Origin of the sequence: Variovorax sp. RCC_210, assembly GCF_041355175.1 — a bacterium.
Classification (GTDB): Bacteria; Pseudomonadota; Gammaproteobacteria; order Burkholderiales; family Burkholderiaceae_C; genus Variovorax.
Genome location: NZ_JBFUPJ010000024.1, coordinates 18,754 through 40,431, shown reverse-complemented (window position 1 = coordinate 40,431; position 21,678 = coordinate 18,754). Strand labels below are relative to the sequence as shown.

Sequence of the window (21,678 nt, the reverse complement as noted above, 5' to 3'; positions counted from 1 at the left end):
GCATGCCGGGGTCCCCTCGGCAAGCTGCCGATGCCAGGCTCTCAGGGTCTCTCCGGGGGAGCAGTCCCCCACTTCCACGCTTCGAATCCAGCGAATCCATCACACCGATCCCGATGAAAGCTTCCCGATTTTTTGTCTCCACCCTCAAGGAAGCGCCGGCTGACGCAGAGGTCGCGAGCCACCGGCTCATGACGCGTGCCGGAATGATCAAGAAGCTCGGCACGGGCATCTACACGTACATGCCCATGGGCCTGCGCGTGATCCGCAAGGTCGAGGCGATCGTGCGCGAGGAAATGAACCGCGCCGGCGCCGTCGAGATGACGATGCCCGTGGTGCAGCCGGCCGAGTTCTGGCAGGAGACCGGGCGCTTCGAGAAGATGGGCCCCGAGTTGCTGCGCATCAAGGACCGCCACGACCGCGACTTCGTGATCCAGCCCACCAGCGAAGAGGTGGTGACCGACATCGCGCGCCAGGAAATCCGCAGCTACAAGCAGCTGCCGAAGAATTTCTACCAGATCCAGACCAAGTTCCGCGACGAGCGCCGTCCGCGCTTCGGCCTGATGCGCGGGCGTGAATTCATCATGAAGGACGCGTACAGCTTCGACCGCGACCTCGACGCCGCCAAGGCGAGCTACCAGGTCATGGCCCAGGCCTACCGCAACATCTTCGACCGCTTCGGCCTGCGCTACCGCGCCGTGGCGGCCGACAGCGGCGCCATCGGCGGCGACCTGAGCGAAGAGTTCCAGGTGATCGCCGCGACCGGCGAAGACGCCATCGTCTACTGCCCCGACAGCAACTACGCCGCCAACATGGAAAAGGCCGAGGCACTCGCCCCGGCCGGCCCGCGCCCCGCCGCCGCCAACGCGCTCGAGAAGACGGCCACGCCCGGCAAGAGCACCTGCGAAGACGTCGCCGTGCTGCTCGGCGTGCCGCTCTCGACCACCGTGAAGTCGCTGGTGCTGGCCACCGACATCGTCGACGCGGCCGGCAACATCAAGGGCGCGCAGGTCTGGCTGCTGCTGCTGCGCGGCGACCATGACATGAACGAGATCAAGGTCAGCAAGCTGCCCGGCCTCGACAAGGGCTTCCGCTTCGCCACGCTGGCCGAGATCGACGAGCACTTCGGCTGCAAGCCCGGCTACCTGGGCCCGCTGAACCTGAAGAAGCCGGTGAAGCTCGTGGCCGACCGCGAAGTGGCCGTGATGGCCGACTGGATCGCCGGCGCCAACGAGGTCGACTTCCACATGACCGGCGTGAACTGGGGCCGCGACCTGCCCGAACCCGAGCTCGTGGCCGACCTGCGCAACGTGGTCGCCGGCGACGCCTCGCCCGACGGCAAGGGCGTGCTGGCCATCGAGCGCGGCATCGAAGTGGGCCACGTCTTCGTGCTCGGCACCAAGTACAGCAAGGACATGAACGCCACCTACCTCGACGAAGGTGGCAAGCCGCAGTTCCTCGAGATGGGCTGCTACGGCATCGGCATCACCCGCCTGCCGGCCGCTGCCATCGAGCAGAACCACGACGAGCGCGGCATCATCTGGCCCGACGCGATCGCGCCCTTCACCGTGGTGGTGTGCCCCATCGGCATGGACCGCAGCGCCGAGGTCAAGACCGCCGCCGAGGCGCTCTACGAAGAGCTGCTGGCCAAGGGCGTCGACGTTCTGCTCGACGACCGCGGCGAGCGCCCCGGCGCGATGTTCGCCGACTGGGAACTGATCGGCGTGCCGCACCGCGTGGTCATCTCCGACCGCGGCCTGAAGGAAGGGCAGCTCGAGTACCAGCACCGCCGCGACACCGCCGCGACCAAGGTGCCTGCCGTCGGCATCGCCGAATTCATCGCCGGCAAGCTCGCGAAATGAGCCCGGAGGGCGGCCTCACGCGACGCCAGTGCATGGGCGGCGCCGTGACGGCGGGCGCCCTCGCCGCGCTGTCGCTGCCCACGACCGCCCTGGCCGGCGCGCAGATCGAGGAGCCGCTGATCGACTCGGTGCGCACCGCGCTGAGCTCGGCCATCCACAACAAGGCACCGCCGGTGCCCCAGTTTCCGAACACCGAAGCCCGGCTGGCCTACTTGCGCTGGCTCGGCGAGATGAGCGAACGGCTCAAGAAGAAGGTGCCCGACGCGCCCTCGCGCATCGAGTTCCTGCAGACCGCCTGGTACGAAGCCAAGCGCTCGGGCCTCGAGGTGAGCCTGGTGCTGGGGCTGGTGCAGGTCGAGAGCAACTTCCGCAAGTTCGCCGTGTCCAGTGCCGGTGCGCGCGGCTACATGCAGGTCATGCCGTTCTGGACGCGCGTGATCGGCGACGCCGACCCGGCCAAGCTCTTCCACATGCAGACCAACCTGCGCTTCGGCTGCGTCATCCTGCGCCACTACCTCGACCGCGAGAGCGGTGACCTGTACATGACGCTGGGCCGCTACAACGGCAGCCGCGGCAAGTCGCCGTACCCGAACGCGGTGTTCGCGAACCAGCGGCTCTGGGTGTTCAACGACAGGGAACGCGAGCGCGAGAAGGACAAGGACCGCTCGGCGGCCTGAACGCCGCAATCCGCCCTGCGGTTTCGGTGGGCGGTCAGCCGGCCGGCGCCTTCGCGGTGCCCGAGCCCTTCGTGACCATCACCTGGTCGATGCGGTAGCTGTCCACGTCCATCACCTCGAAGGTGTAGCCGCCCCAGGTCACGTTGTCGGTGCGCTTCGGCACGCGGCGCAGCATCACCATCAGGAAGCCCGCGAGCGTCTCGTACTCTTCCGAATGCGGCAGTTCGTCGATGTGCAGCGCGCGCTGCACGTCCTGGATGGGGGTGATGCCGTCGATGAGCCAGGAGTTCTCGTCGCGCTGCACGATCTGCTCTTCGTCGGGCATCGACACCAGGTCGCCCATTACCGTGCTCATCACGTCGTTGAGGGTGATCACGCCCACCACCAGGCTGTACTCGTTGACGATGATCGCGAAGTCTTCGTGCGCCTGCTGGAACTGTTCGAGCACTTCCGTGAGCGAGAGCCGGTCGGGAATCACCAGCGCCTTGTGCAGCGGCAGCCCCTGGTCGAATGCCAGCGGCTGGCCGCTGAGCACGCGCTGGAACATGTCCTTGGCATCCACGTAGCCCAGCACGTGGTCGATGTCGCCGTCGCACACCGGGTAGGCGGAAAAGGGCTCGGCCACGATGCGCGCGCGCAGCACCGACTCGGGGTCGTCGTGCAGGAACCAGGCGATGCTGTCGCGCGCGGTCATCACGCTGCTGACCAGGCGGGTTTCCAGCTCGAACACGTTGGCGATCACCTGCTGCTCGCGCACCGCGAGCACGCCGGCCCGCGCGCCGGCCTCGGTCATGGCGAGGATGTCGGCCGAGGTGATCTTGTCGTCGCGCGCCATCGGCATGCCGAGCACCTTGAACAGCAGGTCGGTGCAACGCGTGAAGAACCACACCAACGGCTTGAAGGTGGTGATGAGCAGCTGCATCGGACCGACCATGCGCACCGCGAGCTGCTCGGGGTTGCTCATGCCCAGGCGCTTGGGGAACAGGTCGGCGAACACCAGGAACACCGCGATGACGATCACGAACGAGCACAGGAACGCCACGTTGGCCGAGGCTTCCACGCTGAGCCATTTCTCGAAGAACACCGCGAAGTAGGGGCTGAGCGAGCCTTCGCCGACCACGCCGCCGAGGATGGCCACCGCGTTGAGGCCGATCTGCACCACGGTGAAGTAGTGGCCCGGCTGCTCCTGCACGCGAAGCACCTTCTCGGCCCGGGGATCGCCTTCGTCGGCCATCTGGCGCAGGCGCAGGCGGCGCGAGGCGGCCAGCGTGATTTCAGCCAGGGAGAAGAACGCGCTCAACGCGATCAGCAAGACGATGATGAGCAGGCTTTGGGTCAGGGTCATGGTGGCACGGTGAAGAGTGCCATGGTGCCATGACTCGGCCGGGTCCAGCGCTCAGACGCCGCCGTGCGGGTGCGTGGGGTCCACCCACAGCACCGATTCAGGTTTTTCGACGGGCTCGATGTCGAGGTTGACCGCTACCGCTTCACCGTCGCTGCGGCACAGCACGCACTCCAGCGGCTCGGTCGCGCTGGCGTTGATTTCCTGGTGCGGCACGAAGGGCGGCACGTAGATGAAGTCGCCCGGACCGGCCTCGGCCGTGAACTCCAGCTTGTCGCCCCAGCGCATGCGGGCTTTGCCGCGCACCACGTAGATCACCGATTCGAGCGGGCCGTGGTGATGGGCGCCGGTCTTGGCATCGGCGTGGATGGTGACGGTGCCGGCCCACAGCTTCTGCGCGCCGACGCGCGCGAAGTTGATGGCGGCCGCCCGGTTCATGCCGGGCGTCTGCGCGGTGTTGACGTCGAGCTGGTTGGCGCCGACCACGCGCACGCCGTCGTGCTTCCAGGCCGGCTCGGGCGGCACTGACGAAGGCTCGTCGTGAGAATGCGAATGGCCGTGATCGTGGCTCATTTCAGCCTCAGCGCGGTCTCGGTGCAGTTTCGGCGAAATTCCGGTGCAATCAGGCCGGGCTGCCGTTCACCACTTGCTGCAGCTCACCCGATTCGTACATCTCCATCATGATGTCCGAGCCGCCGATGAACTCGCCCTTCACGTAGAGCTGCGGAATGGTGGGCCAGTTGCTGTATTCCTTGATGCCCTGGCGGATGCCGTCGTCTTCGAGCACGTTGACGGTCTTCAGCGCCTTGGTGTCGACACCGACGGCCTTCAGGATCTGGATGGCGCGGCCCGAGAAGCCGCACATCGGAAAACTGGCGTTGCCCTTCATGAAGAGCACGAGTTCGTTGGTTTTGACGAGGTCGTCGATGCGTTGTTGAGCGTCGGACATGGGAACTCCTGAAAAGTGGGCTGGGGGGATTATTTCACCGCGCGCCAGATTCCGCCGGAGCAGCGCGCGATGCCGGCAAGGTCGTCGCGGCTTTGCACCTCGGCAAAGCCCCGCTCGGCCAGCAGCTGCCGCACGGGCGCGGCCTGGTCGTGGCCGTGTTCGAGCAGCAGCCAGCCGCCTTCGGCAAGGTGGGCGGGCGCGTCGCGCACGATGCGGCGGATGTCGTCGAGGCCGTCCGCGCCGGCCACCAGGGCCGATGCCGGCTCGTGGCGCAGGGCGGGCAGGTGCGGGTCGCCGGCGGCGATGTACGGCGGGTTGCTGGCGATGACCGTGTAGCCGGTGCCTGCGCCGGCCAGCCAGTCGGCCTGCGCGAAGCGCACCGACAGGCCCAGGCGCAGGGCGTTGGCCTGCGCCACCGCGAGCGCATCGGCGCTGGCATCGACCGCATCGACGTGGGCGTCGAGGCGTGCGTTCTGCAGGGCCAGCGCGATCGCGCCGCTGCCCGTGCCCAGGTCGAGCACGCGCGGTGCCGCATGGCCTTCGAGGCACTCCAGCGCCCATTCGACCAGCGTTTCCGTGTCCGGGCGCGGCACCAGCACGCGGGCATCGACCTTCAGGTCGAGGCCGTGGAATTCCTTTTCGCCCAGCAGGTAGGCCACCGGTTCGCCCGCCAGGCGGCGCGACAGCTGCGCGGCCAGCGCGGACCACGCCGCCTCGGGCATGGCATCGGTGTCGTGCGCCAGCAGCCAGGCGCGGTCGTGCGGGGCGCGGCCCAGCGCGTGCAGCAGCAGCAACTGCGCGTCGAGCCGCTCCACGCCCAGCGCCACGGCCGCGGCCAGCGCCTGCGCCACGGTCGACGGCAGCGGGTTGTCGGCGGTGTCCATCACGGCGGCAGGCTCGATTCCAGCTCGGCCAGCTGCTCGGCCTCGCGCGCGGCGCGCAGCGCGTCCAGCACGTCGCCCAGGTCGCCTTCCATGATGGCCAGCAACTTGTAGAGCGTGAGGTTGATGCGGTGGTCGGTGAGCCGCCCCTGCGGAAAGTTGTACGTGCGGATGCGGTCCGAGCGGTCGCCGCTGCCGATCAGGCCCTTGCGCATGGCGGCGTCCTTGGCGGCGCGCTCGCTGCGGTCCTTCTCCTGGATGCGCGCCGAAAGCACCTGCAGCGCCTTGGCCTTGTTGCGGTGCTGGCTGCGGTCGTCCTGGCACTCGGCCACGATGCCGGTCGGGATGTGCGTGATGCGCACGGCCGAGTCGGTCTTGTTGATGTGCTGCCCGCCCGCGCCGCTCGCGCGGTAGGTGTCGATGCGCAGGTCGGCCGGGTTGATCTGCACCGCCACGGTTTCGTCGGGCTCGGCCAGCACGGCGACGGTGCAGGCGCTGGTGTGGATGCGCCCCTGCGTTTCGGTGGCCGGCACGCGCTGCACGCGGTGGCCGCCGGATTCGAAGCGCAGCTTGCCGAACACTTCATCGCCGACCACGCGGATCACCACTTCCTTGTAGCCGCCGAGTTCGCTCGGGCTCTCGCTCACGATCTCGCAGCGCAGGCCCACGCGCTCGCAGTAGCGCGTGTACATGCGCAGCAGGTCGCCCGCGAACAGGGCCGATTCGTCGCCGCCGGTGCCGGCACGGATTTCAAGGAAGGCGTTGCGCGCGTCGTCGGGGTCCTTGGGCAGCAGCAGGCGTTGCAGCTCTTCTTCGAGCTGCACCAGCTCGGCTTGCGCCCCGGCGATTTCTTCCTTGGCCATCTCGGCCATGTCGGGGTCGTCGAGCATCTCGGTGGCGCCCGCGATGTCGGCCTCGCGCTGCTTGTAGCGTTCGTAGCGCCCGGCGATCTGCGTGATTTCGGCGTGCTCGCGCGAGATGGTGCGGTACTGCGCCATGTCGCTCATGATGTCTTCGCGCGAAAGCAGGAAGTCGAGCTCGCCCAGGCGCTGGACGTAGCGTTCGAGTTGGTGGCGCAGAAATGATTTCACGGCGAAGAAGGCTCGAAAAAAATGGGGAAGGGGTGCCGCGGCGGTGCAGCGGCAAGGCGCAAAAGGCCGCGGCACACAGGCCGGGCCGCTGACCAGCGTCGCTAACGCTCTTTGCGCAGGAACAGGCGCGAAATGGTCTGCGCCGTCTGCTCGCGCGAAGCGGCGTCGCCCGCATGCAGCTCGGCCATGGCGCCGTGCATCATCTTCTGCGTGAGGCCGCGCGACATGGCCTCGAGCACGGCCTCGACCGGCTCGCCCTTGGCCAGCAGCTTGCGCGCGCGCGCCATCTCGGTGGCGCGCCACTCGTCGGCCTGCGCATTGAGCTGCTGGATCAGCGGCACCGTGCCACGCTGGCCCAGCCAGTGCATGAAGCTCTGCACGCCTGCGTCGATGATCACCTCGGCCTGCGCCACGGCGGCCTGGCGGTTGGCCTGGCCCTGTTGCACGACCTGGGCGAGGTCGTCGACGGTGTAGAGATAGACGTCCTCGAGCGCCTTCACCTCGGGCTCGATGTCGCGCGGCACGGCCAGGTCGACCATGAACATGGGGCGGTGCTTGCGCGCCTTGAGCGCGCGCTCCACGGCGCCCAGGCCGATGATCGGCAGCGTGCTGGCGGTGCAGCTCACGATGATGTCGAACTCGGCCAGCCGCGAGGGCAGGTCGGCCAGCCGCATGGCCTCGCCGCCGAAGCGCGAGGCGAGCTTTTCGCCGCGCTCGAGCGTGCGGTTGGCAATGGCGATGGCCTTGGGTTCCTTGGCCGCGAAGTGCGTGGCGGCCAGGTCGATCATTTCGCCCGCGCCCACGAACAGCACGCGCGTGGTGCGCAGGTCTTCGAAGAGCTGGCCGGCCAGGCGCACGGCGGCGGCGGCCATGCTGATGGAATGCGCGCCGATCTCGGTGGCCGTGCGGACCTCTTTGGCCACGGCGAACGAGCGCTGGAACAGCTGGTTGAGCGTGCTGCCGAGGGCGCCGGCGGTTTCCGCGGCGCGCACGGCGTCCTTCATCTGGCCGAGGATCTGCGCCTCGCCCAGCACCATGGAGTCCAGCCCGCTGGCCACGCGGAAAGCATGGCGTGCGGCTTCGTCGTTGTGCAGCGTGTAGGCATGCGAGCGCAGCAGCGCCGGGGCCACGCCGCCGCTCTGGGCCAGCCAGCCGAAGGTGTGGTCGAGCGCGATGTGCTCGGAGGCGCAGTAGATCTCGGTGCGGTTGCAGGTGGAGATGATGGCCGCCTCGACCTGGGGGTGCCGGCCGGAGGCGAAGGAACTGCGCAGGCTCTGCAACGTGGGGGCGATCTGGTCGAGGGCGAACGCGAAACGACCGCGCAGATCGAGCGGCGCGGTCGTGTGGTTCAAGCCGAGAGCCCAGACTGACATGGCCGTGATTATAAAATCAGCAGCCGCACCCGGCTTGCGCAGGGACAAATGGCTTTCCCTATGACAGCCATATCACCGGCCGCATGACCCGACGCCCACGTCGCCCCTTCCGATGGACCTGCTGGCCCTGCTGAATCACCTGCTTAATTTTGTGGCACCCGCGGCCTTCCTGGCGCTGGTGCTGGTCTTTGCCGGACGTTTCGTGGGCGGCCGGCGCGCCGGCGTGCCGCGCTGGTGGGTGCAATGCGCATGCACTTTCCTGGCGGGCGTGGCGGTGTCGGTGGCCGGCCTGGTGGTGTCCGGGCGCGACGGAACCATGGTGACCTACGCCGCGCTGGTGGTGGTCTGCGGCACCGTGCAATGGCTGGCGATGCGCGGCTGGCGCCGCTGAAGAGCGCTCAGCCCAGCCGGCGCAGCATGTAGACCGAATCGCCCGGATAGGTGGCGAGCCGCGCCTGTTGCCCGGTGCCGGCGGGTTGTGCCGGCGCATAGCCCTGGCGCTCCCAGAACCCGACCGACGACTGCACCGACACCAAGGTCGAATGCCGCCAGCCGGCCTGCGCCGCATGGGTCCAGGCGTGGCGCACCAGCCGCGGCCCCAACCCCAGGCCCGATGCGTCGGGATGAACCGCCAGGTCGTGCAGGTACAGCGAATCGGCCGTGGCCGCCACCTCGAACTCCCCGTGCAGCGGCGTCAGCTTGCCCACCACCGACGGATAGCCCGCCAGATACGCCTGCACACCGCCCTGGTGTTCCCCCCGGTGTTCCACCACCCAGCCCGTGTGCGGCGCCGCCGCGAGGCGCCGCGCGATCAGCGCGCCGTCCTCCACGAAGCCCGCGCCGTAGCAGGCGAGCTGTATCGCCAGCACCGCGTCGAGGTCGTCCGCGCGCATGGCGCGCACGAGGATGGCGTCCGGCTGCGTCATCAGGCCAGCAGCAGCTTGTCGTCGTCGAGCTTTTCGCCGCGCGTCTGCTCGAACATGCGCAGCAGGTCGGGCACGTCCAGCCCCGCGCGCTGCGGCCCGGCCACGTCGAGGATCACCTGGCCCTCGTGCAGCATCACCGTGCGCGAGCCGTAGTCCAGCGCCTGGCGCATGCTGTGGGTGACCATCATCGCGGTCAGCTGGCTGCCTTCGACGATCTTGGCCGTCAGCTCCAGCACGAAGGCGGCGGTCTTCGGGTCCAGCGCGGCGGTGTGCTCGTCCAGCAGCAGGATGCGCGAGGGCTTGAGCGACGCCATCAGCAGGCTCACCGCCTGGCGCTGGCCGCCGGACAACAGGCCGATGCGGTCCGCCAGCCGGTTTTCCAGCCCCAGTTTCAAAATCGACAGCTTCTCGCGGAACAGCTCGCGCAGGTTGCGGTTCAGCGCAAAGCCGAAGGCCCGGCGCTCGCCGCGCTTCCAGGCCAGCGCCATGTTCTCCTCGATGGTCAGCGCCTCGCAGGTGCCGGCCATCGGGTCCTGGAACACGCGCGCCACCATGCCCGAGCGCTGCCAGGCGTTCAGGCGCGTCACGTCCTTGCCGTCGATCTCGATGCCGCCCTTGTCGACGATCAGGTCGCCGCTCACCGCGTTCAGGAAGGTCGACTTGCCCGCGCCGTTCGAGCCGATCACGGTGACGAACTGGCCGGTGGGAATGTCCAGGCTGAGCCCGCGCAGCACGCGGTTCTTGATGGGCGTGCCCGGGTTGAAGGTCATCTCGAGTTGTTGGGCGCGCAGCATCAGTTCTTTCCCTTGAAAAGCGCGCGCAGCTTGCGCTTGTACGTCGGCACCAGCAGCGCGAAGGCCACCAGCACGGCGGTCACCAGGTTCAGGTCCTGCGCCTGCAGGCCCATGAAGTCGGTGTTCAGCGCCATCGCGATGAAAAAGCGGTACAGCAGCGCGCCCAGCACGCAGGCCAGCGTGGTGACGACCATGCTGCGCGCGGGCAGCAGCGTCTCGCCGATGATCACCGCGGCCAGGCCGATCACGATGGTGCCAACGCCCATCGAGATGTCGGCCGTGCCCTGGCTCTGCGCGAACAGCGCGCCGGCCAGCGCCACCAGCGCGTTCGACAGCGCCAGCCCCGCCATGGTGTGGAAGTCGGTCGAAATGCCCTGCGCCCGCGCCATGCGCGCGTTGCCGCCGGTGGCGCGCATCGCCAGCCCGGCTTCAGAGGCGAAGAACATGTCGACCAGCAGCTTGGCCACGATCACGATGAGCAGCAGGAGCAGCGGCTTGGCCCACTGCTCCGGCATGCCGCCGAAGTCGACCATGCTGAACACCGTGGGTTCGGTGATGAGCGCCACGTTGGGCTTGCCCATCACGCGCAGGTTGATGGAGTACAGCGCGATCATCACCAGGATGCTGGCGAGCAGCTGCATGATCTTCAGCTTCACGTTGAGCCAGGCCGTGACCCAGCCCGCCGCGGCGCCGGCCACGCAGGCGACCGCCGTGGCGGCCACCGGGTTCCAGCCCAGGACGATCAGCGTCGCGGCCACGGCGGCGCCGAGCGGAAAGCTGCCGTCCACCGTGAGGTCGGGAAAGTTGATGATGCGAAACGACATGAAGACGCCCAGCGCGACCAGTCCGAATATCAGACCGATCTCGATGGCGCCCAGGGAGGCGATGAGGGACATGGGGCGAAGGCTTCCGGCGGAACGAAAAAACGGGCCCGCCTCGTGAAGGCCGGCCCGTCGGGTTGTCGTGCGATTACTTGGTGCTCACGACCTTGGCCGTCTTCAGCAGCGCGTCCGACAGCGTCACGCCCTGCAACTTGGCCGCGCCGGGGTTCACCACCAGCTCGAAGTTGGTGCTGGTCTGCGAGGCGATGGTGCCGGGCTTCTCGCCCTTCAGGATGCGCACCACGATCTTGCCGGTCTGGCGGCCGATGTCGCTGTAGTTCAGGCCCAGCGCCGCCACGGCGCCGCGCTCCACGGTGGCGGTGTCGGCGGCCACCACGGGCAGCTTGGCCTGCTGGGCCACCTTCACGATGCCTTCGAAGGCCGAGACCACGTTGTTGTCGGTGGGCGTGTAGATCACGTCGGCCTTGCCGACCAGGCTCTGGGCGGCGGTGGGCACGTCCACCGTGCGGGCGGCGGCGGCCTCGACCACGGTCATGCCGGCGTCGGTGGCGGCCTTCTTCAGCGCGGCCACGATGGCCACCGAGTTGGCTTCGCCCGGGCTGTAGATCACGCCGATGCGCTTGGCGCCGGGCACCACCTGCTTGATGAGGGCCACGTGCTTCTCCAGCGGCGACAGGTCGGACACGCCGGTCACGTTGGTGCCCGTGGGCTCCCAGTTCTTCACCAGCCTGGCGGCCACCGGGTCGGTGATGGCCGAGTACACCACCGGAATGGTCTTGGTCGAGGCCACCACGGCCTGCGCCGACGGCGTGGCGATGGCGACGATCACGTCGGGCGCGTCGCCCACGTACTTGCGCGCGATCTGGGCGGCGGTGCCCACGTTGCCTTGCGCGCTCTGGTAGGTGAACTTCAGGTTCTTGCCTTCTTCGTAGCCGGCGGACTTCAGCTCGGCCTTCACGCCGTCGCGCACCGCGTCCAGCGCCGGGTGCTCGACGATGGCCGTCACCGCCACCGACTTGGTGTCGGCCGCGAAGGAGGGCGCCGCGGCCAGCATGCCGAGAGCAAGGGGGAGGGCGAGCGGAAGGGCGAGGGCGATGGCGCTGAAAGGGGTGCGAAGCGAGGCGTTTTTCACGGGAAAGGGTCTCCGGGTGGGAAAAAGAGTGCGTCTGAAGCCGCCGGCGGCAGCCGGAGCCAGAGGGGCAGCAGGGTTCAGCGTCCCGGCACCGCAACGGGGCGGCGCCGGGAGGCCCGAAGTCTAGATCGTACTTTGCACAATTAAGGTGCATCGAAGGCCCGGACTTACCCCGCTTTGCGCCCTAAAATTGCATTCATTTGGTGCATTGGGAAATTAAATTGCATGACATCGCACTGGACCGGATCGACCGGAAGATCCTGGAACACCTCCAGGTGCACGGCCGCGCGTCCAACCTCGACCTGGCCGAGGCGGCCAACCTGTCGCCGGCGCAATGCCTGCGGCGGCACCGGCGGCTGGAGGAACTGGGGCTGATCCACGGCTACGCGGCGCGCCTGAACGCGCGTCACATCGGGCTGGGCGTGATCGCGTTCATCCACGTGACCATGGCGCGCGGCCATGTCGACGAGCTGCCCAAGTTCCAGGACCTGATCGCCGACATGAAGCAGATCCTGGAGTGCTATTCGGTGACCGGCGACTTCGACTACGTGCTCAAGGTGGTCGCGCACGACCTGGAGGCGCTCTCGCAGTTCCTCATGCACACGCTGATGCACATGCCGGGCGTGTCGGCGGTGCGCTCCAGCGTGTGCCTGAACGAGGTCAAGTTCACTACCGCGCTGCCGCTGGAGTGAACGGGCGCCGAAGCTGGCGCGGAAGCCAGCTTCGGTGCCGGGCCCTCAGCTCGGCATGCCGGGAATCGGCGACGCGGGCGACGAAGGCACCGCGGGCGTGGCGAGCGGCTCCGGCGTGGACGCCGCCATCACCATGGTCGGCACCGCCAAGGGCAGCGAGGCCTTCTTCAGCTCGTCGAGGATCACGAACAGCAGGTCGCTGCGCACCCCGCCCGCCAGCCGGGGGCTCGGCACGTAGGCAATGGCCTGGAAGATCAGCAGCCCGTTCTCGATGCCCTCGAGCGTGAGCGAGGGCGCCGGCGTTTCCAGCACGCCCTCGTGCGCCTTGCAGGCCGACAGGATCAGCTCGCGCACGCGCTGCGCGTCGGTGGTCAGCGGCATCGGCAGGCGAATCAGCACCCGGCCTTCGGCGTTGGCCAGCGTCATGTTGCGCACGGTCTTGGTGATGAATTCGGAGTTGGGCACGATCAGCGTCGAGCGGTCGCCCAGCTGGATCTCGGTGGCCCGCACGTTGATGCGGCGCACATCGCCCTCGGCCGTGCCCAGCACCACCCAGTCGCCCACCTTCACCGGCTGCTCGGCCAGCAGGATCAGCCCCGAGATGAAGTTCTGCACGATGGCCTGCAGGCCGAAGCCGATGCCCACCGACAGCGCGCTGGCCACCCACGCGATGCGCTCGATGCCGATGCCCAGCGCCGACAGCGTGAAGGCAATCACCAGGATGCCGCCCACGTAGCCCAGCAGCGTGGTGATGGAGCTCTGCATGCCCGGCTCGAACTGCGTGTTGGGCAGGTAGCTGCGCTCCAGCCAGCGCTTGAACACCCGCAGCACGATGAAGCCGACCAGCGCCACCGCCAGCGCGCTCAGGATGGCGCCCGGCACCAGCTGGAACTCGCCCACCTTCACGCCCGAGCCCAGCTTGCCGCTGCGCTGAAACACCTCGCCCGGCGAGGTGCCCAGCGGCGCGGCCAGCGCGATCAGCATGTACACGAACAGCGCCACACGGCTGATGCCTGAGAGCACCGTGGCCGCCTGGTCCAGCGTCTGCGGCGCCAGGCCGAAGCTCTTCTGCAGCTTCTGGCCGAAGGCGCTGCGGGACGACACGATGGCCATGAACACGTCGTCGGCGAACTTGAACAGCACGTAGAAGGCCGCCGCCACGATGCCGGTCCAGGTCAGCTGCGAGGCCAGGAAACTGCCCAGCGCCACGTAGCCCAGCGCCACCAGCACCCAGATGGCGATCATCAGCACCCCGATCAGCGCCACCAGCAGGCCGACCCACATCGGCCGCTCGGGGAGGCCGGCTTCGGGCGCGTCGGCGCGCAGTGCCTTGAGCCGGTAGATCACCGTGCCCACCAGCGCGGTGAGGATCAGCGCGGTGAGCACGTGCGTGGCCACCACGGCCGCGAAGCTGGCGTCGATCAGCGCGTTGACCTCGGCCGGCGTCCAGGCCAGCGCGGCCACCAGCGCCACCAGCCACGGCAGCGCGGCAAGCCTGGCGGCCATGGCGTCGGGAATGGGCGGCAGCCGCCACGAAGGGCGCGAGGTGGCCAGCAGCGCACGGCCCAGCCCGATGACGAAGGCCATGAAGGTCAGCGCCTGCGCCGTCGATTGCAGCGCCTTGCGCGCCTGCGCGTCCCAGGTGGCGTGCGCCTTGAGCACTTCGACGAAGCCGTGCGCGGCCACCGCCACCAGCAGCACGTGGGTCGCGACGATGGCAATCACCAGCAAAGAGCGCCGCAGCCGTCCGGCCGGCAGCACCCGCATGGCCAGGCGCACGAGCCCGTGCTCGGCCGCCCAGATGCCCGCCAGCGCCAGCAGCAGCGCGCCGAGCAGGGCGGCGACCACCGGCGTGCGCGAGGCGCTCGCCAGCGCCTGCTCGAAGCCGTCTTTCAGCGCCGAGCCCATGGCCTGCAGCCGCTCCACGTCGTCGGGCCAGGCGTCCTGCAGGTCGCTCCAGAAGGCGCCGGTCAGCGGCGAGGCCGCGCGCTCGGTGAGCTGCGCCTCGAACACCTGGCGCCGCTGCGTGACGAGGTCGGCGCCGCGCTGGCGCACGTCGATGGACAGCAGCTTGGCCAGCCGGATGTCAGCGTCGAGCGCGTTGCGCTCCTTGGTGAGCCGCGTGCGCTGGCGCGTGATGTCGGGGTCTTCGGTGGTGCCGGCGGCCGGCGGGTTGCCGAGCTCGCCGAGCCGCGCGTTCAGGTCGGCCAGGTCGCCGGTGCGCGCGGCCACGAACTTGTCGGCCTGCGCGCCGATGTCGTTGATGAGCGAGAGCTGCTTGCGCGGGTCTTCTTCGCTGTCCCGGGCGCCGTCCTTGCCATCCTTGCCCGGGTCCGCCGTGATCTTGTTGAACTGCGCGCGCAGGTCGGCCACCGTGGGGGCGGCGGGCGCCGGGGTGGCGGTGTTGGCGCTGTTGTTGGGGTTGCCGCTGCCGGCGTTCATGCTGGCGTCGGGCTGCGCGAAGGCAACGCCGAACATCGACAGGGCCAGCAGGATGGCGAGGCAGTGGCTCGCCAGGCGAGAGGTCCGTTTCATGGCCGCATCATAGAAGCGGCCCTGCGGTAAGGGCCTGTAAGAAACGTACGGCTCAGCCGGCAGGGCTGAACAGGTCGACCCGGTCGGTGATGATGCCGTCGGTGCCCAGCGCGATGAGCCGCTGCGCGGCCCACTCGTCGTTCACCGTGTAGCTCAGCGCGCGCAGGCCCGCGCCGTGCACCTGTGCCACCACCTCGGCGTCCCACAGGGCGTGGTTGCAGACGATGGCGACGCAACCCAGCTGCTTCGCGGTGTCGAGCCAGCCGTCCCACAGCTTGTCGAGCAGCAGGCCGCGCGGCAGCTCGGCCTGCACGGCCTGCGCGCCCTTGAGCGAATCGACCTGGAAGGAGGTGAGCAGCGGCGGCACGGCCGCGCCCTGCCACAGGCGCGCGGCTTCGCGCGCCACCACTTCGCCGGTCTGGCGCCCGGCGCCGGGCGTGGGCTTGATCTCGATGTTCAGCAGGTGGCCGTTGGCCAGGCAGAAGCGCGCGACGTTTTCCAGCGTGGGCAGCGGCTCGCCAGCGTAGCCGCGCGAATGCCAGCCGCCCGCGTCGAGCTGCGCCAGCGTGTTCCACGGCTGCTCGCCGCCGATGCCGCGGCCGCTGGTGGTGCGCTCGAGCGTGGCGTCGTGCATCAGGAAGGGCACGCCGTCGGCGCTGAGCTTGGCGTCGCACTCGAACATGCGGTAGCCGTGCGCGGCGCCCAGCTTGAAGGCGGCCAGCGTGTTCTCGGGTGCCAGCTTGCCGGCGCCGCGGTGCGCGACCCAGCGTGGGTAGGGCCAGGGTGTTGCCAGGGCCATGCTCAGTCTGCGCGCTTGCCGGAGCCGGCGTCGAACCAGTGCAGCTTGTCTTCGCGCGCGGCGATCTTCACCGTGTCGCCGGCCACCGGCGGGTGGTCGCCTTCGTCGGTGCGCATGATGATCTGCTCGTCGCCGATGCGCCCGTACACCAGGCGCTCGGCGCCCAGCAGCTCGACCTGCTCGACCTGCACGGTCCAGCCGTTCTCGTCGAGCTTCATGTGCTCGGGGCGGATGCCCAGCGTCTTGCCCGGGCGCACGCCTGGTGCCTGCTTGAGCAGGTTCATGGGCGGCGAGCCGATGAAGCTGGCCACGAAGGTGGTGGCGGGGCGGTTGTACACCTCCTCGGGCGTGGCGAACTGGTCCATCACGCCGCCGTTCATCACGATGATGCGCTGCGCCAGCGTCATGGCCTCGACCTGGTCGTGCGTGACGAACAGCGAGGTGATGCCGAGCTCGCGGTGCAGCTTCTGGATCTCGAGGCGGGTCTGCGCGCGCAGCTTGGCGTCCAGGTTGGACAGCGGCTCGTCGAACAGGAACACCTGCGGCTGGCGCACGATGGCGCGGCCCATGGCCACGCGCTGGCGCTGGCCGCCGGAGAGTTCGCGCGGCTTGCGCTCCAGCAGGTGGCCCAGCTCGAGGATCTTCGCGGCCTTGTCCACGCGCGCCTTGATCTCGGGCACCGGCACCTTCAGGATCTTCAGGCCGTAGGCCATGTTCGCGAACACCGTCATGTGCGGGTAGAGCGCGTAGTTCTGGAACACCATCGCGATGTCGCGCTCGGACGGCTCGAGGTTGTTCACCACCTTGTTGCCGATGGCGATCTCGCCGGCGGAGATTTCCTCCAGGCCGGCCACCATGCGCAGCAGCGTGGACTTGCCGCAGCCCGAGGGCCCGACGATCACGATGAATTCATGGTCGGCGATCTCGGCGCTCACGCCGTGGATGACCTGGTTGGCTTTCGGCCCGTGGCCGTAGCGCTTGATGACGTTGCGTAGAGAGAGAGCAGCCATTTTTCGTTCAGCGTTTTATTTGTCGGTATCGACCAGGCCCTTGACGAACCACTTCTGCATCAGCACCACCACGATGCCCGGCGGCAGCATGGCCAGGACGGCGGTGGCCATGACCACGTTCCAGTCCACCGGCGATTCGCCGTTGCCCGTCATGGCCTTGATGCCGACCACGATGGGGTACATGTTTTCGCTGGTCGCGGCGATCAGCGGCCACAGGTACTGGTTCCAGCCGTAGATGAACTGGATCACGAACAGCGCCGCGATGCTGGTCTTCGACAGCGGCAGCAGGATGTCCTTGAAGAAGCGCATGGCGCCCGCGCCGTCGACGCGCGCGGCCTCCACCAGCTCGTCGGGCACCGTCAGGAAGAACTGGCGGAACAGGAAGGTGGCCGTGGCCGAGGCGATCAGCGGCACCGAGAGCCCGGCGAAGGTGTTGATCATGCCGAGGCTGGCCACCACCTGGTACGTCGGGCCGATGCGCACTTCCACCGGCAGCATCAGCGTGATGAAGATCAGCCAGAAGCACAGGCTGCGCAGCGGAAAGCGGAAGTACACCACCGCGAAGGCCGACAGCAGCGAGATGCTGATCTTGCCGAAGGTGATGATGAAGGTGATGACCGAGCTGACCCAGATCATGCGGGCCACCGACACGTTGGTGCTGGTGCGCCCGCCGCCGGTGAGCGCGGCCTTGTAGGTTTCCCAGAAGTTGCCGCCCGGCAGGATGGGCATCGGCGCCTGCATGATTTCCTGCGGCGTGTGCGTGGAGGCGACGAAGGCCAGGTAGATGGGAAAGACCACCAGGATCACGCCGAAGATCATGATGGCGTGGGCCAGGATGCCCAGGGAAGCGCGGCGCTCAACCATGGCGGGCCTCCGTCGTCGAGAGAGTGGTTTGCATGGGGGTGGTGAAGGAGGTCATCAGTACTGGACCTTCTTTTCGACGTAGCGGAACTGCAGCACCGTGAGGCAGATGACGATGGCCATCAGCACCACCGACTGCGCGGCGGCGCCGCCGAAGTCCATGCCGCGGAAGCCGTCGAAGTACACGCGGTAGACCAGCGTGGCGGTTTCCTTGCCGGGGCCGCCCTGCGTGGTGGCGTCGATGATCGCGAAGGTGTCGAAGAAGGCGTACACCATGTTGATCACGAGCAGGAAGAACGTGGTGGGCGTGAGCAGCGGGAACTGGATGGTCCAGAAGCGGCGCATCGGGCGCGCGCCGTCGATGGCGGCGGCCTCGATCAGCGACTTGGGAATCGACTGCAGGCCCGCCAGGAAGAACAGGAAGTTGTACGAGATCTGCTTCCACACGGCGGCCATCACCACCAGTGCCATGGCGTCGTTGCCGTTGAGCAGGTGGTTCCAGCTGAAGCCCATCTTCTTGAGCCAGTAGGCCACGATGCCGATGGACGAGGAGAACATGAACGACCACAGCAGCCCGGTGACCACCGGCGCCACCGCGTACGGCAGGATGAGCACGCTGCGGTAGAAGCGCGAGCCGCGCACTACGCGGTCGGCGAACACGGCCAGCAGCAGCGCGATGCTCAGGCCCAGCACCGTCACCAGCGCAGAGAAGATCAGCGTGGTCTGGAACGAGGCCATGTAGGTGCTGTCGTTCCACAGCGCCACGAAGTTGTCCAGGCCCACCCAGGTGACCGAGTTGCCGAACGCGTCCTGCTGCTGCAGCGACTGCACCAGCGCCTGGCCGGCGGGCCAGAAGAAGAAGACGCCGACGATGATCAGCTGCGGGGCCAGCAAGGCCCAGGGCAGCCAGCTCGAACGGAAGAGGACGCGTTTTTCCATGGGGGGAGCGTTCAGGTCACAGACACACAAATAAGCAAACAGCCAGCACTGCACGGGGCAGGCTGGCTTGCGGCGGGGTTAAAACGAACCGAAACGAACATTCGTTCGCGCCGATCCGGGTGCAGAGCTTACTTGTTTGCGGCCTGGAATTTCACCAAAAGTTCGTTTCCGCGCTTTACCGCGCTGTCGAGGGCTTCCTTCGGGGTCTTCTTGCCGGTCCAGATCAGCTCGGTTTCCTCGTCTTCGATGGCGCGGATCTGGGGCAGGTTGCCCAGGCGCACGCCACGCGACTTGTCCGTGGTCTTCTTGATCATTTGCGTCACGGCAACGTCCGTACCCGGGTTTTCCTTGTAGAAGCCCGATTTTTCGGTCAGCTCATAGGAAGCCATGGTGATCGGCAGGTAGCCGGTGCGGATGTGGCTGTCCGACTGCACCTTGGGGCTCGACAGGAAGGTGAAGAACTGCGCAACGCCCTTGTAGTGGTCGGCCGGCTTGCCCGACATGACCCACAGGCTGGCGCCGCCCACGATCGTGTTCTGCGGTGCGCCCTGCACGTCCGGGTAGAACGGCAGCGCCGACTCGGCGAACTTGAACTTGGCATCGCGCTTCACGCTGGCGTAGCTGCCCGACGAGCCGATGAACATGGCGCACTCGCCCGAGGTGAACGAGGTGATGGGCTTGCTGGCGCGGCCCTTGTAGACGAACAGGCCTTGCTTGGCCATGTTGGACAGGTTCTCGAAGTGGCGAACATGCAACGGCGAATTGAATTCCAGGCGGGCGTCGAGGCCGCCGAAGCCGTTGTTCTTGGTCGCGTACGAGGTGTTGTGCCAGGCCGAGAAGCTCTCGAGCTGGGCCCAGCTCATCCACGAGGTGGTGAACGGGCACTGGCTGCCGCTGGCCTTCAGCTTGGCGGCGGCGGCAACGACTTCAGGCCAGGTGGCGGGGGCCTTTTCGGGGTCCAGGCCGGCGGTCTTGAAGGCGTCCTTGTTGTAATAGAACACCGTCGTGGAGCTGTTGAACGGGAACGACAGCATCTGGCCGCTGGGGGCGGTGTAGTAGCCGGCCACGGCGGGGATGTACGCCTTGGGGTCGAACTTCTGGCCACCTTCCTTCATGACGTCGGCCACGGGCTTGATGGCGCCCTTGGAATACATCATGGTGGCGGTGCCCACTTCGAACACCTGCAGGATGTCGGGTGCGTTGCCCGAGCGGAAGGCGGCGATGCCGGCGGCCATGGACTGGTCGTACTCACCCTTGTAGGTGGGGATGACCTTGTATTCTTTCTGGCTCTCGTTGAACTGCTTGGCCAGGTCGTTGACCCAGTCGTTCAGCGCACCGTCCATGGAATGCCACCATTGGATCTCGGTTTGTGCCTGGGCAATCACTGGCATCGCCAGCGTGGTGGCCAGCGCCGAGGCGATGGCAAGCGTCTTGAAGCGCATGTGGAAAACTCCTGGAGGTGGTTCTGAAAAGGACGCGATATTAGGTTACTAATGTGAACGTTTCGCGGCGTTTCTTTTCGCATGAACGCGATTTGACTCAAACCGGGGAAACCCTTTTGACCATCCGCGCTCCCGTTCAGCGCACCAACTTGTTGCGCTGCACCATGCTAGCCTTCGGTGCATGAGCAAAACCTCTCTCGACAAAAGCAAGATCAAGTTCCTTCTTCTTGAAGGTGTTCATCCCTCGGCCATCGAGGTGATCCGAGGGGCTGGCTACAGTCAGATCGAGACCCTGCCCAAGGCCCTGCAGGGCGAAGAGCTCAAGGCCAAGCTGGCCGACGTGCACTTCCTGGGCATCCGGTCGCAAAGCCAGCTCACCGCCGACGTGCTGTCGGCCGCGCCGAAGCTGGTGGCCGTGGGGTGCTTCTGCATCGGCACCAACCAGGTCGACCTGGACGCGGCCCGCGAGCGCGGCGTGGCGGTGTTCAACGCGCCTTATTCCAATACGCGCTCGGTGGCCGAACTGGTGCTGGCCGAAGCCATCCTGCTGCTGCGCGGCATTCCCGAGAAAAACGCGCTGGCGCACCGCGGTGGCTGGCTCAAGTCGGCTGTCAATTCGCATGAAATCCGCGGCAAGACCCTGGGCATCGTGGGCTACGGCTCCATCGGCACCCAGTTGTCGGTGCTGGCCGAGGCGCTGGGCATGCACGTGGCTTTCTACGACGTGGTCAGCAAGCTGCCGCTGGGCAACGCCCGCCAGGTGCCCAAGCTGCACGACCTGCTGGCGCAGAGCGACATCGTCACCCTGCACGTGCCCGAGCTCCCCTCCACCAAGTGGATGATCGGCGAGGCGGAAATCGCCGCCATGAAGCCGGGCGGCATTCTCATCAATGCCGCGCGCGGCACGGTGGTCGAGATCGAGGCGCTGGCCAACGCCATCAAGGCCAAGAAGCTCTGGGGCGCCGCCATCGACGTGTTCCCGGTCGAGCCGGGCAGCAACAAGGACGAGTTCGTGTCGGCCCTGCGCGGCCTGGACAACGTGATCCTGACCCCGCACATCGGCGGCTCCACCATGGAGGCGCAGGCCAACATCGGCGGCGAGGTGGCCGAGAAGCTGGTCAAGTACAGCGACAACGGCACCTCGATCTCGTCGGTCAATTTCCCGGAAGTGGCGCTGCCGGCGCACCCGGGCAAGCACCGGCTGCTGCACGTGCACCGCAACGTGCCGGGCGTGCTGTCGGAAATCAACAAGATCTTCTCGGACAACCACATCAACATCGCCTCGCAGTTCCTGCAGACCAACGAGAAGGTCGGCTACGTGGTGATGGACATCGACGCGGCTTCCTCCGACCTGGCGCTGGAGAAGCTGGCGAAGGTGAACGGCACCATCCGCAGCCGCGTGCTGTTCTGACGCGCTGGCTTGCTCCCTCCCCCCCGGGGAGCGGGTTGGGGTGAGGGCGCCGCGGCATTCAGCCCGCCGGCGCCCCTAGCACAAGGGCGGCCGGCACGCCACGAGGCAAGACCCCGAGGCCTG

At 67.6% G+C, this 21,678-nt stretch carries 21 protein-coding genes; 5 read left to right on the top strand and 16 right to left on the bottom strand.

Annotation, left to right across the window (positions count from 1 at the left end):
* Positions 1 to 113: 113 nt before the first annotated feature.
* A complete protein-coding gene (locus AB6807_RS37700) occupies positions 114 to 1,859 on the top strand; it encodes a proline--tRNA ligase (protein ID WP_371088583.1) in 1,746 nt (581 codons plus the stop codon).
* Complete coding sequence (locus AB6807_RS37695) at positions 1,856 to 2,536, top strand: lytic transglycosylase domain-containing protein (protein ID WP_371088582.1); 681 nt, start codon at positions 1,856 to 1,858, stop codon at positions 2,534 to 2,536. The genes AB6807_RS37700 and AB6807_RS37695 overlap by 4 nt, the downstream gene beginning before the upstream one ends.
* Before the next feature lie 34 nt (positions 2,537 to 2,570).
* On the opposite strand, the gene AB6807_RS37690 is transcribed toward AB6807_RS37695, so the two are convergent.
* The 6 genes from AB6807_RS37690 to hemA form a co-directional block, all read right to left on the bottom strand.
* The gene (locus AB6807_RS37690) at positions 2,571 to 3,881 is read right to left on the bottom strand and encodes a hemolysin family protein (RefSeq protein WP_116909158.1); all 1,311 of its coding nucleotides are present in this window, start codon (positions 3,879 to 3,881) and stop codon (positions 2,571 to 2,573) included.
* Positions 3,882 to 3,932: 51 nt separating this feature from the next.
* Positions 3,933 to 4,451 carry a cupin domain-containing protein gene (locus AB6807_RS37685; protein ID WP_116909157.1) on the bottom strand — a complete coding sequence of 173 codons (519 nt, stop codon included), beginning with the start codon at positions 4,449 to 4,451 and terminating at the stop codon, positions 3,933 to 3,935.
* A gap of 49 nt (positions 4,452 to 4,500) precedes the next feature.
* Positions 4,501 to 4,827 carry a Grx4 family monothiol glutaredoxin gene (gene grxD / locus AB6807_RS37680; protein WP_093134857.1) on the bottom strand — a complete coding sequence of 109 codons (327 nt, stop codon included), beginning with the start codon at positions 4,825 to 4,827 and terminating at the stop codon, positions 4,501 to 4,503.
* Between the two features lie 29 nt (positions 4,828 to 4,856).
* Positions 4,857 to 5,711 carry a peptide chain release factor N(5)-glutamine methyltransferase gene (prmC, locus tag AB6807_RS37675; RefSeq protein WP_371088581.1) on the bottom strand — a complete coding sequence of 285 codons (855 nt, stop codon included), beginning with the start codon at positions 5,709 to 5,711 and terminating at the stop codon, positions 4,857 to 4,859.
* Positions 5,711 to 6,799, bottom strand: coding sequence for a peptide chain release factor 1 (prfA, locus tag AB6807_RS37670; protein ID WP_371088580.1), 1,089 nt, complete (start codon positions 6,797 to 6,799; stop codon positions 5,711 to 5,713). Before prfA ends, prmC begins: the two co-directional genes overlap by 1 nt.
* Positions 6,800 to 6,900: 101 nt before the next feature.
* On the bottom strand, positions 6,901 to 8,172 hold the full coding sequence (gene hemA / locus AB6807_RS37665; RefSeq protein ID WP_371088579.1) for a glutamyl-tRNA reductase: 1,272 nt from the start codon (positions 8,170 to 8,172) through the stop codon (positions 6,901 to 6,903).
* Between the two features lie 112 nt (positions 8,173 to 8,284).
* Between hemA and AB6807_RS37660 the strand changes: the two genes are divergently transcribed.
* The gene (locus AB6807_RS37660) at positions 8,285 to 8,563 is read left to right on the top strand and encodes a hypothetical protein (protein ID WP_371088578.1); all 279 of its coding nucleotides are present in this window, start codon (positions 8,285 to 8,287) and stop codon (positions 8,561 to 8,563) included.
* A gap of 7 nt (positions 8,564 to 8,570) precedes the next feature.
* Here AB6807_RS37660 and AB6807_RS37655 read toward each other — a convergent pair whose 3' ends face one another.
* From AB6807_RS37655 to AB6807_RS37640, 4 genes are all read right to left on the bottom strand, one after another.
* Positions 8,571 to 9,098 (bottom strand): GNAT family N-acetyltransferase, encoded by a 528-nt coding sequence (locus AB6807_RS37655; protein ID WP_371088577.1) that lies wholly within the window; start codon positions 9,096 to 9,098, stop codon positions 8,571 to 8,573.
* Positions 9,098 to 9,892, bottom strand: coding sequence for an ABC transporter ATP-binding protein (locus tag AB6807_RS37650; protein WP_371088576.1), 795 nt, complete (start codon positions 9,890 to 9,892; stop codon positions 9,098 to 9,100). The genes AB6807_RS37655 and AB6807_RS37650 overlap by 1 nt, the downstream gene beginning before the upstream one ends.
* Complete coding sequence (locus AB6807_RS37645) at positions 9,892 to 10,788, bottom strand: ABC transporter permease (protein WP_116909150.1); 897 nt, start codon at positions 10,786 to 10,788, stop codon at positions 9,892 to 9,894. The genes AB6807_RS37650 and AB6807_RS37645 overlap by 1 nt, the downstream gene beginning before the upstream one ends.
* A 73-nt stretch (positions 10,789 to 10,861) precedes the next feature.
* Positions 10,862 to 11,866 carry an ABC transporter substrate-binding protein gene (locus tag AB6807_RS37640; protein WP_371088575.1) on the bottom strand — a complete coding sequence of 335 codons (1,005 nt, stop codon included), beginning with the start codon at positions 11,864 to 11,866 and terminating at the stop codon, positions 10,862 to 10,864.
* Between the two features lie 221 nt (positions 11,867 to 12,087).
* On the opposite strand from AB6807_RS37640, the gene AB6807_RS37635 reads away from it, so the two are divergent.
* The gene (locus tag AB6807_RS37635; protein ID WP_116909148.1) at positions 12,088 to 12,558 is read left to right on the top strand and encodes an Lrp/AsnC family transcriptional regulator; all 471 of its coding nucleotides are present in this window, start codon (positions 12,088 to 12,090) and stop codon (positions 12,556 to 12,558) included.
* A 45-nt stretch (positions 12,559 to 12,603) separates the two neighbouring features.
* Here the strand turns inward: AB6807_RS37635 and AB6807_RS37630 are convergent, their stop codons facing one another.
* The 6 genes from AB6807_RS37630 to ugpB form a co-directional block, all read right to left on the bottom strand.
* Entirely contained in the window at positions 12,604 to 15,093 is a 2,490-nt protein-coding gene (locus tag AB6807_RS37630) for a DUF3772 domain-containing protein (protein ID WP_371088574.1), read from the bottom strand.
* A 52-nt stretch (positions 15,094 to 15,145) separates the two neighbouring features.
* Positions 15,146 to 15,892 carry a glycerophosphodiester phosphodiesterase gene (gene ugpQ / locus AB6807_RS37625; protein WP_371088573.1) on the bottom strand — a complete coding sequence of 249 codons (747 nt, stop codon included), beginning with the start codon at positions 15,890 to 15,892 and terminating at the stop codon, positions 15,146 to 15,148.
* 2 nt (positions 15,893 to 15,894) lie between these two features.
* Entirely contained in the window at positions 15,895 to 16,902 is a 1,008-nt protein-coding gene (ugpC, locus tag AB6807_RS37620; protein ID WP_116909145.1) for a sn-glycerol-3-phosphate ABC transporter ATP-binding protein UgpC, read from the bottom strand.
* 15 nt (positions 16,903 to 16,917) lie between these two features.
* Positions 16,918 to 17,766 (bottom strand): sn-glycerol-3-phosphate ABC transporter permease UgpE, encoded by an 849-nt coding sequence (gene ugpE / locus AB6807_RS37615; RefSeq protein WP_116909144.1) that lies wholly within the window; start codon positions 17,764 to 17,766, stop codon positions 16,918 to 16,920.
* A gap of 54 nt (positions 17,767 to 17,820) precedes the next feature.
* A complete protein-coding gene (gene ugpA / locus AB6807_RS37610) occupies positions 17,821 to 18,702 on the bottom strand; it encodes a sn-glycerol-3-phosphate ABC transporter permease UgpA (protein WP_116909143.1) in 882 nt (293 codons plus the stop codon).
* 128 nt (positions 18,703 to 18,830) lie between these two features.
* Positions 18,831 to 20,144 carry a sn-glycerol-3-phosphate ABC transporter substrate-binding protein UgpB gene (ugpB, locus tag AB6807_RS37605; RefSeq protein ID WP_116909142.1) on the bottom strand — a complete coding sequence of 438 codons (1,314 nt, stop codon included), beginning with the start codon at positions 20,142 to 20,144 and terminating at the stop codon, positions 18,831 to 18,833.
* A 181-nt stretch (positions 20,145 to 20,325) separates the two neighbouring features.
* Here ugpB and serA point away from each other — a divergent pair, with 181 nt between their 5' ends.
* Complete coding sequence (gene serA, locus AB6807_RS37600; RefSeq protein WP_116909141.1) at positions 20,326 to 21,555, top strand: phosphoglycerate dehydrogenase; 1,230 nt, start codon at positions 20,326 to 20,328, stop codon at positions 21,553 to 21,555.
* Positions 21,556 to 21,678: the final 123 nt, after the last annotated feature.